The organism is Sphingomonas bisphenolicum (assembly GCF_024349785.1).
Lineage (GTDB): Bacteria > Pseudomonadota > Alphaproteobacteria > Sphingomonadales > Sphingomonadaceae > Sphingobium > Sphingobium bisphenolicum.
In genome coordinates this window covers 396,223-412,136 of the sequence record NZ_AP018817.1, presented here as the reverse complement: position 1 = coordinate 412,136, position 15,914 = coordinate 396,223, and the positions used below count along the sequence as shown (strand labels likewise).

16 protein-coding genes are annotated in these 15,914 nt (G+C 65.0%); 12 read left to right on the top strand and 4 right to left on the bottom strand.

Annotated features, from left to right (window positions below):
• Nucleotide 1: 1 nt before the first annotated feature.
• Nucleotides 2-580, bottom strand: a complete 579-nt coding sequence (pyrE, locus tag SBA_RS01975) for an orotate phosphoribosyltransferase (RefSeq protein WP_261936657.1) — start codon at nucleotides 578-580, stop codon at nucleotides 2-4.
• A gap of 284 nt (nucleotides 581-864) precedes the next feature.
• On the opposite strand from pyrE, the gene coxB reads away from it, so the two are divergent.
• The 10 genes from coxB (at nucleotide 865) to SBA_RS01925 (ending at nucleotide 11,177) form a co-directional block, all read left to right on the top strand.
• Entirely contained in the window at nucleotides 865-1,866 is a 1,002-nt protein-coding gene (coxB, locus tag SBA_RS01970) for a cytochrome c oxidase subunit II (RefSeq protein WP_224550354.1), read from the top strand.
• A 15-nt stretch (nucleotides 1,867-1,881) separates the two neighbouring features.
• Nucleotides 1,882-3,570 (top strand): cytochrome c oxidase subunit I, encoded by a 1,689-nt coding sequence (gene ctaD, locus SBA_RS01965; protein WP_224550353.1) that lies wholly within the window; start codon nucleotides 1,882-1,884, stop codon nucleotides 3,568-3,570.
• A 149-nt stretch (nucleotides 3,571-3,719) separates the two neighbouring features.
• Nucleotides 3,720-4,640: a heme o synthase gene (locus tag SBA_RS01960; protein WP_224550413.1), complete on the top strand. Its 921-nt coding sequence runs from the start codon at nucleotides 3,720-3,722 to the stop codon at nucleotides 4,638-4,640.
• Complete coding sequence (locus tag SBA_RS01955; RefSeq protein WP_261935715.1) at nucleotides 4,637-4,765, top strand: hypothetical protein; 129 nt, start codon at nucleotides 4,637-4,639, stop codon at nucleotides 4,763-4,765. The genes SBA_RS01960 and SBA_RS01955 overlap by 4 nt, the downstream gene beginning before the upstream one ends.
• Nucleotides 4,765-5,340 (top strand): cytochrome c oxidase assembly protein, encoded by a 576-nt coding sequence (locus tag SBA_RS01950; RefSeq protein ID WP_224550352.1) that lies wholly within the window; start codon nucleotides 4,765-4,767, stop codon nucleotides 5,338-5,340. Before SBA_RS01955 ends, SBA_RS01950 begins: the two co-directional genes overlap by 1 nt.
• A gap of 42 nt (nucleotides 5,341-5,382) precedes the next feature.
• Nucleotides 5,383-6,213: a cytochrome c oxidase subunit 3 gene (locus tag SBA_RS01945; protein ID WP_261935714.1), complete on the top strand. Its 831-nt coding sequence runs from the start codon at nucleotides 5,383-5,385 to the stop codon at nucleotides 6,211-6,213.
• Between the two features lie 85 nt (nucleotides 6,214-6,298).
• Nucleotides 6,299-6,958: an SURF1 family protein gene (locus tag SBA_RS01940; RefSeq protein WP_261935713.1), complete on the top strand. Its 660-nt coding sequence runs from the start codon at nucleotides 6,299-6,301 to the stop codon at nucleotides 6,956-6,958.
• 44 nt (nucleotides 6,959-7,002) lie between these two features.
• Nucleotides 7,003-8,403 (top strand): threonine synthase, encoded by a 1,401-nt coding sequence (gene thrC / locus SBA_RS01935; protein WP_261935712.1) that lies wholly within the window; start codon nucleotides 7,003-7,005, stop codon nucleotides 8,401-8,403.
• Between the two features lies 1 nt (nucleotide 8,404).
• Nucleotides 8,405-9,274 carry a class I SAM-dependent methyltransferase gene (locus SBA_RS01930; protein ID WP_261935711.1) on the top strand — a complete coding sequence of 290 codons (870 nt, stop codon included), beginning with the start codon at nucleotides 8,405-8,407 and terminating at the stop codon, nucleotides 9,272-9,274.
• A 76-nt stretch (nucleotides 9,275-9,350) separates the two neighbouring features.
• Nucleotides 9,351-11,177 carry a diguanylate cyclase gene (locus SBA_RS01925; RefSeq protein ID WP_261935710.1) on the top strand — a complete coding sequence of 609 codons (1,827 nt, stop codon included), beginning with the start codon at nucleotides 9,351-9,353 and terminating at the stop codon, nucleotides 11,175-11,177.
• A 7-nt stretch (nucleotides 11,178-11,184) separates the two neighbouring features.
• On the opposite strand, the gene SBA_RS01920 is transcribed toward SBA_RS01925, so the two are convergent.
• The 3 genes from SBA_RS01920 to rnd are packed head-to-tail and all read right to left on the bottom strand — an operon-like array spanning nucleotide 11,185 to nucleotide 13,073.
• A complete protein-coding gene (locus SBA_RS01920) occupies nucleotides 11,185-11,568 on the bottom strand; it encodes a nuclear transport factor 2 family protein (protein ID WP_261935709.1) in 384 nt (127 codons plus the stop codon).
• 28 nt (nucleotides 11,569-11,596) lie between these two features.
• Nucleotides 11,597-11,896, bottom strand: coding sequence for an I78 family peptidase inhibitor (locus tag SBA_RS01915; protein ID WP_261935708.1), 300 nt, complete (start codon nucleotides 11,894-11,896; stop codon nucleotides 11,597-11,599).
• Between the two features lie 10 nt (nucleotides 11,897-11,906).
• Complete coding sequence (rnd, locus tag SBA_RS01910) at nucleotides 11,907-13,073, bottom strand: ribonuclease D (RefSeq protein ID WP_261935707.1); 1,167 nt, start codon at nucleotides 13,071-13,073, stop codon at nucleotides 11,907-11,909.
• Between the two features lie 127 nt (nucleotides 13,074-13,200).
• On the opposite strand from rnd, the gene aspS reads away from it, so the two are divergent.
• Nucleotides 13,201-14,985, top strand: a complete 1,785-nt coding sequence (gene aspS / locus SBA_RS01905) for an aspartate--tRNA ligase (protein WP_261935706.1) — start codon at nucleotides 13,201-13,203, stop codon at nucleotides 14,983-14,985.
• Between the two features lie 119 nt (nucleotides 14,986-15,104).
• On the top strand, nucleotides 15,105-15,887 hold the full coding sequence (locus SBA_RS01900) for a polyphosphate kinase 2 family protein (protein WP_224550345.1): 783 nt from the start codon (nucleotides 15,105-15,107) through the stop codon (nucleotides 15,885-15,887).
• Nucleotides 15,888-15,914 lie beyond the last annotated feature (27 nt).

Genomic DNA, 15,914 nt, shown 5'->3' with positions numbered 1-15,914 from the left:
GTTACTTCCGGCTGCCGGGCTTGATCGCCGGGATCGCCGCCAGTTCGGGCGGGATCGCATCGGCTTCATAGACCGGGAAGTTGATCGACACGAGCGGGTAGAAGGGGACGCCCAGGTCCACTTCGCCCGCCGACCGGTCGACCAGCGCGACTTCGGCAACGACGATGCCGCCCTCCGCCTCGACCGCTTCGATCGCCTGGCGCGACGACAGGCCGGTGGTCACGACGTCCTCGACCATCAGCACCTTCTGTCCCGGCGTGATCGCAAAGCCGCGGCGCAGCTCGAACACGCCCTCCGGCCGCTCCAGGAACACCGCATCCTTGTCCAGCGCGCGGCCGACTTCATGGCCGATGATCAGGCCGCCCATCGCCGGCGACACCACCAGATCGATCTCCTGCCGTACTTCGCGCGGTAATTTCTGCACCGTAGCGCGGGCCAGCTTGCCGGCCCGTTCAGCGTTCATCAGCACGCGCGCGCATTGCAGATAATTGGCGCTGCGTCGCCCGGACGACAGGATGAAATGTCCTTCGAGCAGCGCCCCCGCCGCCCGGAATTCCGCCAATACTTCCTCGTCTGTCATGCCGTCATATGTCCTGTCGCGCGGCCCGGCGCGTGTCTGCGCGGCCCGCCAATCCATCAGCACGACGCACCTGTGGCGCGCCATGATCGCGCCCCTGTGCGCGGACCAGCGAAATAGGCGGCCAAGGGGAGCGTTGCAACAGCGAAGAAAATCTGCTCCTGCGTGCTTGAGGCACGGGAAAACCATGCCTATAAGCCGCGGCAGAACCGACCGGACGAGGATCATGCGCTTCATGCGTGTCTTCGTTGCAGCGGCGCCAAGGGGTTACGGGGTAAGAAGACGCTATGAAAAAGGTGAAATCGCTCGTTCTCGCCGGGTTGTTGGCCTTCGCGCCAGCACTCGGGCTGAACGGACATGCGCTGGCGCAGGACAATGCCGTCGCTGCCGCACCGGCTGCGGCCAATGCCGCCGCGCCGGCCGAATCGGCCAACGCCGCCGAGGCTGCGCCCGCCGCCACGGTGGCTGCGCCGCCGCGGATGAAGCCGACCGAAGGCATCGGTATGCCCAGACCGGGCGAATTCACCCTGCAGGAACAGTTTACCTCGACCGGCCACACCGCGCGCTGGTTGCATGACAAGATGCTGATCCCGCTGATTTTCGCGATCTCCATCTTCGTGCTGATCCTGATGCTCTATGCGATGTGGAAATTCCGTCGCAGCGCCAACCCGATCCCGTCGAAGACCGCACACAACACCATGATCGAAGTGATCTGGACCGTGCTGCCGGTCGTGATCCTGCTGGTCGTCGCGGTCCCCTCGATCGGTTTGCTCGCCGACCAGTATAAGCCCGCGCCCAAGGACGCCGTCGTCGTCAAGGTGACCGGCTACCAATGGTATTGGGGCTATGAATATCCCGACAACGGCATTCCCGAGTTCGTCTCCAACATGCTGCCGGAAGACAAGGCGAAGGCCAATGGCGAGCCCTATCTGCTCGCGCCCGACAATCGTCTGGTCCTGCCCGCCGGCCGTCCGATCAAGCTGATCATCACCGGCGCCGACGTGATCCACGCCTTCGCTGTGCCCTCGCTGTGGGTGAAGATGGACGCCGTTCCGGGCCGCCTGAACGAGAAGAGCTTCACCATCGACAAGCCGGGCGTCTATTACGGCCAATGTTCGGAACTGTGCGGCGCGCGCCACGGCTTCATGCCGATCGCGATCGAAGCGCTGCCGCCGGCCCAGTTCGACCAGTGGGTGCTGTCGCAGGGCGGCAAGCCCGCCGGCGCAGCGGCAGCGGAGAAGACGGCTGACGCCGCGCCCGCAGCCCCCGCCGCCGACAAGAAAATCTGATCAGGGTAGGAAGCCATGACAACCATCACCGCAGATCATCACGGCGACCACGCCCACGATCACGATCATCACGATGCCGATCATAAGCCAGCCTTCTTCCAGCGCTGGTTCATGTCCACCAACCATAAGGACATCGGCACCCTCTACCTGATCTTCGCGATCGTCGCGGGCATCATCGGTGGCGGCATTTCCGGCCTGATGCGCGCCGAACTCGCGCATCCCGGCATCCAGTATCTGCACACATGGGCCATGATGATGGACGGCCCGGAAGCGACGCTGGACCAGGCCTATCACCTCTGGAACGTGCTGATCACCGCCCACGGCCTCATCATGGTCTTCTTCATGGTGATGCCCGCGATGATCGGCGGCTTTGGCAACTGGTTCGTGCCGATCATGATCGGCGCGCCGGACATGGCCTTCCCGCGGATGAACAATGTCAGCTTCTGGCTGCTCATCCCCGCCTTCGCCCTGCTGCTCGGCTCGACCTTCGTCCCCGGCGGCACCGGCAACGGCGCGGGCACCGGCTGGACGGTCTATGCCCCGCTCTCGACCAGCGGCTCGGCAGGCCCGGCTGTCGACATGGCGATCCTGTCGCTGCACATCGCGGGCGCCAGCTCGATCCTGGGCGCGATCAACTTCATCACCACCATCCTCAACATGCGCGCGCCGGGCATGACCCTGCACAAGATGCCGCTGTTCGTCTGGTCGGTGCTGGTCACCGCCTTCCTGCTGCTGCTCGCGCTGCCCGTCCTGGCCGCCGCGATCACCATGCTGCTGACCGATCGTAACTTCGGCACCACCTTTTACGACGCGGCCGGCGGCGGCGATCCCGAACTCTACCAGCATCTCTTCTGGTTCTTCGGCCACCCCGAAGTCTATATCATGATCCTGCCGGGCTTCGGCATCGTCAGCCAGATCATTTCCACCTTCAGCCGCAAGCCCGTCTTCGGCTATCTCGGCATGGCCTACGCCATGGTCGCGATCGGCGTGGTCGGCTTCGTCGTCTGGGCGCACCATATGTTCACCACCGGCATGTCGGTGAATGTGAAGATGTATTTCACCGCCGCGACGATGGTCATCGCCGTTCCCACGGGCATCAAGATCTTCTCCTGGATCGCGACCATCTGGGGCGGTTCGATCAGCTTCAAGACCCCCATGGTCTGGGCGCTGGGCTTCATCTTCCTCTTCACCGTGGGCGGCGTCACCGGCGTCGTGCTGGCCAATGGCGGCGTCGACGACGTGCTGCACGACACCTATTATGTCGTCGCGCACTTCCACTACGTCCTCTCGCTGGGCGCGGTATTCGGCCTGTTCGCCGGCTTCTACTACTGGTTCCCGAAAATGTCGGGCAAGATGTACAACGAGTTCCTCGGCCAGTTGCACTTCTGGGTGTTCTTCATCGGCGTGAACCTGCTGTTCTTCCCGATGCACTTCCTGGGCCTGTCGGGCATGCCGCGTCGCTACCCCGACTATCCGGCCGCGTTCGAAAAATGGAACACGCTGGCCAGCCACGGCTATGAGATCATGGCCGCCGGCATGCTGATCTTCTTCGTCAATCTGATCTGGTCGCTCGCGGCCGGCAAGAAGGCGGTCGGCAATCCCTGGGGCGAAGGCGCGACGACGCTGGAATGGACGCTGTCCAGCCCGCCGCCCTATCACCAGTTCGAAACCCTGCCGGTCATCGACGACAATGCCCATCATTGATCGGGCAGTCGACTGATCGCAGAAGAATAGGGGCGTCCCGGTTGGCCGGGCGCCCCACGGGCAGGGCCGGCCGGGTATCCGCTGGTGAGGCCGTTGCCCAGATCAGCCCGGCCGTGTAACAGCGCCGGGCTGAACCCATGAGGGAGATTATGGCCAGTTCGCCGTTCGTGACCGGGGCAGAAGCCCCCACGCTGCCTGCCCATTGGCGGGATTTCGTAGCGCTGACCAAGCCCAGAGTCATGACCCTGGTCGTGTTCACGGGCCTGTGCGGTCTGCTGGCGGCGCCGGGGCATATCCACCCGATCCTCGCCTTCACCGCCATATTGTGCATCGCCATCGGCGCGGGCGCCGCCGCGGCGCTCAACCAGTGGTATGAGGCCGATATCGACGCCAAGATGAAGCGCACCGCCAACCGGCCGCTGCCCGCGGGCCGGATGGACCGGCAATCGGCGCTGCATTTCGGCGTCGGCCTCTCCTTCTTCTCGGTCATCCTGATCGGCATGGCGACCAACTGGCTCGCCGCCGTCGTGCTGGCCGTCTCGATTCTCTTCTACGTGTTCGTCTACACCATCTGGCTCAAGCCCCGGACGGCGCAGAATATCGTCATCGGCGGCGCGGCCGGCGCTTTCCCGCCCGTCATCGGCTGGGCCGCCGTCACCGGCGACATCAGCGCGCTGCCCGTCGCCCTGTTCATGCTGATCTTCTTCTGGACGCCGCCCCATTTCTGGGCGCTCGCCCTGTTCGTGAAGACCGATTACGCCGCCGCCGGCATCCCGATGCTGCCCGTCGTGTCGGGCGAAGTCGTCACCCGCCGCCAGATCTGGGCCTATACCGCGATCATGGCGGCCGCCGCGATGGCGCCGGTGCTGCTGCAACTGACCGGCATCGTCTACGGAACGGCGGCGCTGCTCGGCACCGCGCTGTTCGCCGTCTTCGCCTTCCAGGTCTATCGCCGCCGCGAAAGCGATCCGGCGCGGATGCAGCCCGAACGGCGGCTGTTCAAATATTCGATCCTCTATCTCTTCCTGCTGTTCGGGGCGGTGGTCGTCGACCGCTGGTTGCTCGCATGACGCCCGAGGAACTGGCAAAGGTCCGCGCGCGGCAGAAGTCCCGCGCGCTGGTGATGGGCCTGCTGCTGGGCGCGCTCGTCCTGCTCTTCTACGGCATCACCATCGCCAAGATGGGCGGCAACTAATGGCTACTCTCCCGCCGTCCCCGTTCGATCGCGACCGTCGCAACCGGCGCACGCTGGTTGCCATGGCGACGGTCGGCCTGGCGATGCTGGGGCTGGGTTTCGCATCCGTGCCACTTTACCGCATCTTCTGCGAACAGACCGGTTTTGGCGGCACGACCAAGCGGGCCGCCGCCGATGTCCAGGTGCAGGCGGCGGTCGGCCATACCATGTCGATTCGGTTCGATTCGAACGTCCAGCCCGGCATGCCGTGGCAATTCTACCCCGAACATCGGACGGATACCGTCACCATCGGGCGCAAGGACATGGCGATCTTCATCGCCAGGAACATGTCGGACAAACCCGTAACCGGCACCGCCAGCTTCAACGTCACGCCGACGCAGGCGGGCGCCTATTTCACCAAGATCCAGTGTTTCTGCTTCACCCAGCAGACGCTCCAGCCCGGCGAGGAAGTCCGTATGCCAGTGCTGTATTTTGTCGATCCGAAGATATTGCAGGATCCCGACAACAAGGACACCCAACAAATTACCTTGAGCTATACCTTCTACCCTGTTGAGCAGGGCGGGAAGCCAAGCTAAGGCAAGCATCAGATAACGCGAACCGCGAACAGGGAAGAGACGATGGCAGGCGCCAAGAACCACGATTATCATATCCTTCCGCCCAGCATCTGGCCGCTCTTCGGCTCCATGTCGGCGCTGGTCATGGCATTTGGCGCGATCATGTGGATGCATCCCGACGCGCTACCGGCCGGGGGCGGCTGGGTGTTCCTGCTGGGCGTCGCCGGCGTGCTGTTCACCTTCTACAGCTGGTGGGCCAATGTCATCGCCGAAGCCCATGCCGGCGACCATACGCCGGTGGTGCAACTGCACCTGCGCTACGGCATGATCCTGTTCATCGCCTCGGAAGTGATGTTCTTCGTCGGCTGGTTCTGGGCCTTTTTCGACTTCTCACTCTTCCCCAGCGCGCTCGCGCCGATCGAAGGGATGTTCCCGTCGAAGGGCATCGAGGTCATGAATGCGTTCGAGCTGCCGCTGCTCAACACGCTGATCCTGCTCTGCTCGGGCACCACCGTCACCTGGGCGCACCATGCGCTGATCCACGGCGACCGTGACGGCCTGAAAAAGGGTCTGTGGTGCACTATTCTGCTCGGCCTGCTCTTCTCGTCGATCCAGGCCTATGAATATGTCCATGCGCCGTTCGCGTTCGGCGGGTCGCCTTACAGCTCAGGCTTCTACATGGCGACCGGCTTCCACGGCTTCCACGTCATCGTCGGCACGATCTTCCTGATCGTCAATCTGGTGCGCGTCTATAAGGGCCACTTCACCCCGCGCCAGCATTTCGGCTTCGAAGCCGCCGCCTGGTACTGGCATTTCGTCGATGTGGTGTGGCTGTTCCTCTTCGTCGCCATCTATGTCTGGGGCGGCTGGGGCGCGCCGGTCCACGGCGGCTGATCGACCGTCAGTCACTGATGACAAGACGGCCGGGGCGATGCTCCGGCCGTTTTCTTTTGCCCCGTCGGCCGCTACAAGGACATTCATGACCGATCAGCCCGCACCCGCCCGAACCCCGCTGATCGCCACGATCATCGTCGCGCTCGCGGTGCTGACGATGATCGCCCTTGGCGTCTGGCAACTCCAGCGTCGCGGCGAAAAGGAGCAGGCGCTGGCGCTCGCCGCCGCCAATCCCGGCCGGCCTGCCGTCGCCTTCCCGATGCTTCCGCCGGTCGCGCCCGACCTGCTCTTCCGTCCCTCGTCGGTCCATTGCCTGCGCGTGGTCGGCTGGCGGATCGAGGCGGGCCGCGCCGCCGACGGATCGACCGGCTATCGTCATATCGCGCAATGTGCGACCGGGGCGGAGGGGCCGGGCGCGCTGGTCGCGATCGGCGTGGGGCAAAAGCCCGACGACAAGCCGAACTGGACCGGCGGGCAGGTATCAGGCTGGATTTCGGAGGAGCCGGACCACCGCGCCCTGCTATCGCGGATCGGCGGCAAGGCGACGCCGCTGCGCCCGATGCTGATCGCGCGGCAGGCGCCCGCCGGCCTCAAGCCCGCGGCACCGCCCAGCGCCGCCGACGTGCCCAACAACCATCTTGCCTATGCGGTGCAATGGTTCTTCTTCGCCGCCGTGGCGGTGATCATCTACATATTGGCGCTGCGCCGCCGCAATGCACCGCCAAAGCCGCCGCCATCCGCCTAATCGCTTGCTCCCGCGCGCGCGGGTCGCTACCGCGCTTTCCCATTATGCAATATCAGAGCACCAGGGGGAGCGCGCCCGCGCTCGGTTTCGAGGATGTGACGCTGGCCGGACTCGCGTCCGACGGCGGCCTCTATCTGCCCACCAGCTGGCCGGCGTTCAGCGCCGACCAGATTCGGGATCTGGCCGGCCTGTCCTATGTCGAAACCGCCGTCCGGGTCATGGCGCCCTTCGTCGCGGGATCGCTCCACGAAGACGAACTGCGCGAGCTGTGCACCGCCGCCTATGGCCGTTTCAGCCATCAGGCCGTGACCCCGCTGGTGCAGCTCGATCATCAAAACTGGCTGCTCGAACTCTTCCATGGCCCCACGCTCGCCTTCAAGGACGTCGCGCTCCAGTTGCTCGGCCAGCTGTTCGAACGGTTCCTGTCGCGCCGCGACGATCACCTGACCATCGTCGGCGCGACCTCGGGCGATACCGGGTCGGCCGCGATCGACGCGGTCGCGGGACGCGAGAAGATCGACATCTTCATGCTCCATCCCGAAGGCCGGGTGTCGGACGTCCAGCGCCGCCAGATGACCACCGTGCTGGCCCCCAACGTCTATAACATCGCGATCGAAGGCAGCTTCGACGATGCGCAGGCGCTGGTGAAGGCGATGTTCAACGACGCGGATTTCAAGAGCCGCTTCAATCTGTCCGCCGTGAATTCGATCAACTGGGCGCGGCTGATGGCGCAGGTCGTCTATTATTTCTACGCCGCCGTGCGCCTGGGCGCGCCGGAGCGGGAGGTCGCCTTCTCCGTCCCCACCGGCAATTTCGGTGACGTGTTCGCGGGCTATGTCGCGGCGAAGATGGGCCTGCCGGTCGCGAAGCTGATCGTCGCGACCAACGTCAACGACATCTTGCACCGGGCCTTGTCCGAAGGCGATTACAGCCAGGGCCAGGTCGTGCCGACCGCCACCCCCAGCATGGACATCCAGGTCAGCTCCAATTTCGAACGCCTGCTGTTCGACGCCGGCGGCCGCGACGGCCTGGCGCTGGCGGAGCAGATGCGCGGCTTCGAAACCAGCAAGGCGATGCGCCTGACCAACGCCCAGCGCGAAGGCGCGGCGCATCTGTTCAGTTCCGCCCGCGTCGATGCCGACGGCATGACGATGGCGATGCGCTGGGCCTATGACGGCGCAGGCCAGATCCTCGACCCGCACAGCGCGATCGGCCTCGCCGCCGCGCGCGAAGCGGGCATCGATGCGCACATCCCGGTTGTCACGCTGGCGACCGCCCACCCCGCCAAGTTCCGCGACGCCGTCGAACGCGCGACCGGCACCCGCCCGCCGCTCCCCGCGCGCGTCGGCGACCTGTTCGCGCGCGAGGAAAGCTACGCCAAGCTGCCCGGCACGTTCGAGGCGGTCACCGCCTATGTCGCCGAACGCGCGACCCCGCGCGGCTAAGTTGGAACTCAAGACCCTTATCGGCGAGCCATGGTCCGATTACGGCCTGCTCGACAGCGGCGACGGGCGGAAGCTGGAACGCTATGGCCGCTTCCGCTTCATCCGCCCCGAACCGCAGGCGATGTGGAAGCCCGCAACGACCGACTGGCGCGCCGACGGCGAGTTCATTCCCGGATCGGACGAGGATGGCGGCGGCCGCTGGTATTATGAAAAGCCGGTCCCGGCCGAAGGCTGGCCGCTCCACTGGCGCGAAGTCACCTTCCAGTCGAGCTGCACTCCCTTCCGCCATCTCGGCTTCTTCCCCGACATGGCGCCGATCTGGGACGATCTGCGCGCCACCTATGCGGATAAACCCGATGCCGAGGTCATGAACCTGTTCGGCTATACCGGCGTCGGCACGCTGGCCCTGTCGGCCGGCGGCGCGCGCATGGTCCATGTCGATGCGTCCAAGAAATCGGTGGCCCAGGCCCGCGCCAACGCGGCGCTTTCCGGCATGGAGGAGAAGCCGGTCCGCTGGATCGTCGAGGACGCCGCCAAGTTCGTCGCCCGCGAGGTGCGCCGCAACCGCCGCTATGACGGCATATTGCTCGATCCGCCCAAATATGGCCGCGGTCCCGACGGCGAAGTGTGGCGGCTGGAGGAAGACCTGCCCGGCCTGATCGCCAATTGCCGTGCGCTGCTGGATGCCGACAGCCGCTTCCTGTTCCTCACCGTCTATGCCGTGCGCATGTCGGCGCTGGCGATCGGCGAATTGCTGCGCCAGGCCTTTGCCGACCTGCCCGGCACCGTGGAAGCGGGCGAGCTGGCGGTGCGCGAGGAAGCGCGCGGCATCGCCCTGCCGACCGCGATCTGGGCCCGCTGGAAGCGCTAAGCGCGCGCTTGGTCGCGCAATATAGATTTTGGTAACCATTTGGGCGCAAGCATCGCGGCTTACAGGCAGGTCGCGCATGTTCACATCTATTACCGCCCGGATTGCCGCCTTTGGCGCGCTGGTCCTCATCGCCTTGCTGGCGCTCATCTGGATGCTGGTGGATGCGTCGATCCAGACCCGCGACAGTTTTCGCTGGGTCACCCATTCGGCCGAAGTGATCGAGACGATGGACGATGCGCTGGTGGCGCTGCGCGAGGCGGAATCGGCGCAGCGCGGCTTCGTCCTGACCCGCAACGCCAGCTTTGCCGACCCGACCGACGCCCGGATCGCCGATGCGCGCCAGTCGATGGCCCGGCTGGTGCGATTGACCGCCGATAATCGGGCGCAGAATATACGGGCTCGGGACGTGCAGGCGCTGGCGGAACGGCGTGTCACCCTGTTGCGCGATACACTGGAACAGGCACGGCGCGGGCAATTCGATGCGGCTCGCGGTTCCATCGCTGCGGGCACCGGGCGCGACCTCATGACCATGTTGTCGCTGCGCGCGGACAGTTTTCTCAGCGAAGAGCGCGCCTTGCGTATCACGCGGATCGCGGCGGCGGACAGCCGCCTGGCCTGGGTCAGGCAATTAGCGCTGGTCGGCGGTCCGTTGCTGGCGCTCGCGATCCTGTCGATATCGCTGCTCCTGATCTGGGGCATCCGCCAGCCGCTGGGCCTCATCCATCAGGCGATGACGGCGCTGGGTCGCGGGGATCGCGACAGGCGCGTCACCGCGACGATGGGATCGCGGGAATTTGCGCAGCTCGCCCATGGCTACAACGCCATGGCCGATCAGTTGCAGGCCGCCATCGCCGATCAGGGCCGCAGCGCGCAGGACTTGCAGGCCGCCCATGCACAATTGCTGCGCAACAGCGATACGCTGCAGGAGCGGGGCGAGGCGATCGAACTGCTCGGCGGCATGGCCCACCGGATGCAGGCGGCGCGCACCGACGAGGAGCTGGCGCAGGTCATCCGCGTTTTCGTGCCGCGCGTGCTGCCGGGGGTTCCGGGCGCGCTCTATGCCCATAATAACAGCCGCAACCTGCTGGTTCCGATCACGGGATGGAACGGATTCCAGCCGCGTGAAGAGGGGTTCGCCCCCGACCAGTGCTGGGCGCTGCGCCGGGGACAGAGTCATTTCGTCGCGCAGCCGGGGGGCGACATCGTCTGCTCCCATGTCGACGCCGACCTGCTCTATCATTGCGAACCGCTGTTGGCTGGGGGCGAAGTGATCGGCACCCTTTATCTTCAGGGCGTGGTGCAGGAGGAAAGCCGCTTCCGCCTGACCGTGATGGCGGAAAATATCAGCTCCGCCCTCGTCAACCATCGCCTCCAGCGGGGCTTGCGCGAACAGACGATCCGCGATCCGCTGACCGGCCTGTTCAATCGCCGCTACATGCAGGAATCGCTGGCGATCGAGATCGCGCGGGCGCGCCGTTCGGGCGCACCGCTCAGCGTGGTCATGTGCGACATCGACCATTTCAAGCGGTTCAACGACGAATTCGGCCATGATGCGGGCGATACGGTGCTGCAGTCGGTCGCGACCGAAATGCGCAGCCGTTTCCGTGATGGCGACATCGTCTGCCGTTATGGCGGAGAGGAATTTGCCGTCATCGCGCCGGGCGCCACGGCGCAGGCGCTGGCTGCGCGGGTCGAAATGGTGCGCAAGGGGATCATGGAAATCGTGCTCCGCCAAGGGGGGCGGGCGCTGGGATCGACCAGCATGTCCTTCGGCATCGCCAGTTGGGACGACAAGATGGCGATCGACGGATCGACGCTGGTGCAGGCCGCCGACGCGGCGCTCTACCGGGCCAAGCGCGAGGGCCGCAACCGCGCCGTGATCGACCTGCCGGCCGCCGCCTGAGCCGTTCTCACGCCAACGTCAGGTAGAGTTCCGCCTCGATCACCCATTGTCCGCCGACCCCGCGCCATTTGGCGCTGTAGCTGCCCGACGCCTGGATGACGCCATCGACGACGCCCTGCCAGACCCCATGCTCCATCGCGATCGGCTCCACCGGCGACGCAACGATGCTTTCGGGCGTGCGGGTGTAGATCATGCGCGGCTTGGCGGCGAACTCCCGCTTCCACGCCATCAACTGCGCCTTGCGCCCCGCGATCACTGCGCTGTCGGTGCCGGTGACCATGACGACATCCATCGCCAGCAACGGTCCGATGGAGGCAAGGTCTGCCTCCGCCAGCGCCCGGTTGAACGCCGCGCGCGCCAGACGAATGGCAAGGTCGGCCGTGGCGGTCATTTCCAGATAAAACTCTCGATCCGTTTGATTACCCGCAGCGCGCCGACATAATCACCATCGCCGCGTCATAACTCACGGTCAGCCGGTCCGGCCGGAAATCCATCGTCATCGCCATGCCCGGTCCGCCCCAGCGCAAGCTTTTCGCGCCCGACGCCTTCAGCAAGGCCGCGCCGACCTGCGCGCTCGCCTTCTGCCCGACGAAGCTGTCGAGGCCCGCATTCTGGCACGGTCCTTCGGCGACGGCCGGCGGCGTTTCCGGCCCCGGCCCATTCGCGCCCGCACAGGCGGTCAGGCCCAGAACCATCAGGCCCGCAACCATCCTCCGCATCACTGCTCTCCTATTCCGTGCGCGTCATCTTCAACCGGCCATTCTTGACCGCAAAGGCCATGCGGCCCTCGACCAGATCGACCGCGTCGCGGCCATATTGTTCATAGCGCCAGCCTTCGAGGATCGACAGGCCCTCGCGCACGCCCGCCGCCAGCGCATCGATATCGTCGGTCCGCGCGATCAGCCGCGCCGCCACATTGATGTCGCGCGACCGGATCTTGAGCAGCAGCTTGAGCAGGTCGGCGACCAGCGCCCCGTCCTTGCCCAGCCCCGGCCGCTTGGGATCGCGCTCGGGCATCTCGTCCTTGCCCAGCGGCTGGTGCCTGGCCAGCGCGCTCATCAGCCGCGCGCCGATATCGTTGGTGCGCCAGGTCGCGCTCAGCCCGCGCACCTTGCCCAGGTCCTCCTGATTGCGCGGCGGATGGCTGGCGATGTCGGCCAGCGTCTCGTCCTTGACGATGCGCCCGCGCGGCAGGTTCTTGTCCTGCGCCTCGATCTCGCGCCAGGCGGCCAGCGCCTTCAACCGGCCCAGCACGTCCGCCTTCTTGCTGGCGATGCGCACCCGCTGCCACGCTTGCGACGGGTCATTTTCATAATGGGCCGGATCGCTGATCCGCTCCATTTCCTGATCCAGCCAGTCGCCGCGCCCGGTCTTGCGCAACTCTTCCAGCATCTTGGGGAAAATCTGAATGAGGTATGTGACGTCGCCGATCGCATAGTCGATCTGTCGTTTGTCCAGCGGCCGCCGCGCCCAATCGGTAAAGCGCGCGCCCTTGTCCAGCACCACGCCCATCCAGGCGTCGACCAGATTGCCATAGCCGATCTGCTCGCCCAGCCCCAGCGCCATCGCCGCGATCTGCGTATCGAACATCGGATGCGGCGTCTTGCCGGTCAGGTTGTGGACGATCTCTATGTCCTGCCCACCGGCATGGAAGACCTTCAGCACATCCTCATTGTCGACCAGCAGGTCCAGCAGCGGCGTCATGTCCAGCCCCGGCGCCTTGGGGTCGATCGCGGCGGCCTCGTTCGGGTCGGCGACCTGGACCAGGCAGAGTTCGGGCCAATAGCTGTTTTCCCGCATGAACTCGGTATCGACGGCGATGTAGGGGGACTTTGCGATGCGGGCGCAGAAATCGGAAAGCGTCTTGCTGTCGGTAATCAGCGGATGAATTTGCATATGGTCTTCGATCTTATTATGGGCTGGCCCGCGTCCGGCGGACTGGTCAATGCTTGACAGCATAGGCCATAGCGGGACTGCAACACTTTGTCATTTCCGTAAAACGAAGCTGAAAGACCAAAACGCCATGCACGCCTATCGCACCCACACCTGCGGCGCCCTGACCACAGCCGATGTCGGCACTGAGGTCCGCGTGTCGGGCTGGGTGCATCGCAAACGCGATCATGGCGGCGTGTTGTTCGTCGATCTGCGCGACCATTATGGCATCACGCAGGTGGTGGCGAAGGCGGACAGCGATCCGCTCCGCGCGCTTGAAAGCCTCCGTCTCGAATCCGTCGTGACGATCAACGGTCATGTCGTGGCGCGCGCGCCCGAAGCCATCAACCCCCGGATGGAAACCGGTGAGATTGAGATTGTGGCCGACAGCGTCACCATCCTCTCCACCGCCGCCGAATTGCCGCTGCCGGTCGCGGGCGAGCAGGACTATCCCGAAGATATCCGCCTGCGCTACCGCTTCCTCGATCTGCGCCGCGAAACGCTGCACGCCAATATCGTCAAGCGCACGAAGATCATCTCGGACATGCGCCGCCGCATGGAAGGCATCGGCTTCACCGAATATTCGACGCCGATCCTGACCGCTTCCAGCCCCGAAGGCGCACGCGACTTCCTGGTGCCCAGCCGCATCCATGCGGGCAAATTCTACGCCCTGCCGCAGGCGCCCCAGCAATATAAGCAGTTGCTGATGGTCGCAGGCTTCGACCGCTATTTCCAGATCGCCCCCTGCTTCCGCGACGAAGACCCGCGTGCCGACCGCCTGCCCGGCGAATTCTACCAGCTCGATCTGGAAATGAGCTTTGTCACCCAGGAAGATGTCTGGAACACGATGGAGCCGGTCATCGCGCAGGTGTTCGAACAGTTCGCCGATGGCAAGCCGGTCACGCCCGCAGGCAGCTTCCCGCGCATCCCGCACGCCGAAGCGCTGCTGAAATATGGCAGCGACAAGCCCGACCTGCGCAACCCCATCCTCATCACCGACGTGACCGAGCATTTCGTCGGATCGGGCTTTGGCATCTTCGCGTCGCTGGTCGACAGCGGCAGCGTGATCCGCGCGATCCCGGCGCCCGGCGCAGGCGCAGGCAGCCGCAAATTCTTCGACGAAATGAACAATTGGGCGCGGGCCGAGGGCTATTCGGGCCTGGGCTATATCAACATCAAGGATGGCGTCCCCGGCGGCCCGATCGCCAAGAATCATGGCGAGGAAGCAACCGCCAAGCTGATCGCCGCGCTCGGCCTTGGCCCCAATGACGGCGTGTTCTTCGCTGCGGGCAAGGAAGGCCAGGCCGCCAAGCTGGCCGGCCTCGCCCGCACCCGCGTCGGCGAAACGCTGAACCTGATCGACAAGGACCGCTTCGACCTGTGCTGGATCGTGGACTTCCCCTTCTACGAATATGACGAAGACACCAAGTCGGTCGATTTCGCGCACAACCCCTTCTCGATGCCGCAGGGGGGCCTCGACGCGCTGAACAACCAGGATCCGCTGACGATCAACGCCTATCAATATGACATGGTCTGCAACGGCTATGAGATCGCGTCGGGATCGATCCGCAACCAGTCGCCCGAGCTGATGGTCAAGGCGTTCGAACTGGTGGGCCTCAGCCAGCAGGATGTCGAAGACCGCTTCGGCGGCCTCTACCGCGCCTTCCAGTACGGCGCGCCGCCCCATGGCGGCATGGCGGCGGGCGTCGACCGCATCGTGATGCTGCTGTGCGGCGCGCAGAATCTGCGCGAAATCACGCTGTTCCCGATGAACCAGCGCGCCGAAGACCTGCTGATGGGCGCGCCCAGCGCGGCCGAATTCAAGCAACTGCGCGAACTCCATGTCCGCGTCGTGGAGCCGCAGGCGAAGGGTTGATCCTTCAGTCCGTTCGTCCTGAGCTTGTCGAAGGACTCTCCTGAGCGTAGCGAAGGCACTTCACTGCGTTCAGTGGAGGGCTTCGACTTCGCTCAGCCCGAACGGTAGAGAGGGTAGCCATGACCATCGACCTTGCCGACTATGAAAAGGGCGCGAAGTACAAGGGCGACTATGACGCCGACCTGCTCGCCCTGCAGCGGCGGCTCGCCAAGATTCAGGTCGCCCATATCCTCCATGGCAAACGCAGCGTCATCCTGCTGGAGGGCTGGGACGCCGCAGGCAAGGGCGGCATCATCAAGCGGATGAGCGCCGACTGGGACCCGCGCTATTATCAGGTCCACCCCATTTCCGCCCCGAACGCGGAGGAGCGCGACCATCATTTCCTCTGGCGCTTCTGGACGCGCCTGCCCGCCAGCCACAATATCGGCATTTTCGACCGTAGCTGGTACGGCCGCGTACTGGTCGAGCGGGTCGAGGGTTTCTGCAGCAAGGCCGACTGGAAGCGCGGCTATGACGAGATCAACGCCTTCGAAAAGCAGTTGGCGCAGGCCGGCACCAACTTCGTCAAACTCTTCGTCCACATCACCCAGGAAACCCAGGACGAACAGCTCGCCCAGCGGCTCGATACGCCGTGGAAGCGATGGAAGACCGGCGCGGACGACTATCGCAACCGCGCCCGCCGCGCCGACTATCTCGACGCGATGCACGCCATGTTCAAGAAAACCGACAGCAAGCACGCGCCCTGGCAGGTGATCGACAATAATCACCGCAAGGCGGGGCGGATCGCGGCCCTGACCTATGTCGCCGACCGGCTGGAAAAGCTGGTGCCGATGGATTTCCCCGATGCGGACCCTGCCGTGGTCAAACTGGCGCAGGACGCATTTGGCTATAAATCCAAATGAAATCAGCTACTTGTAACAAAAGTGTCA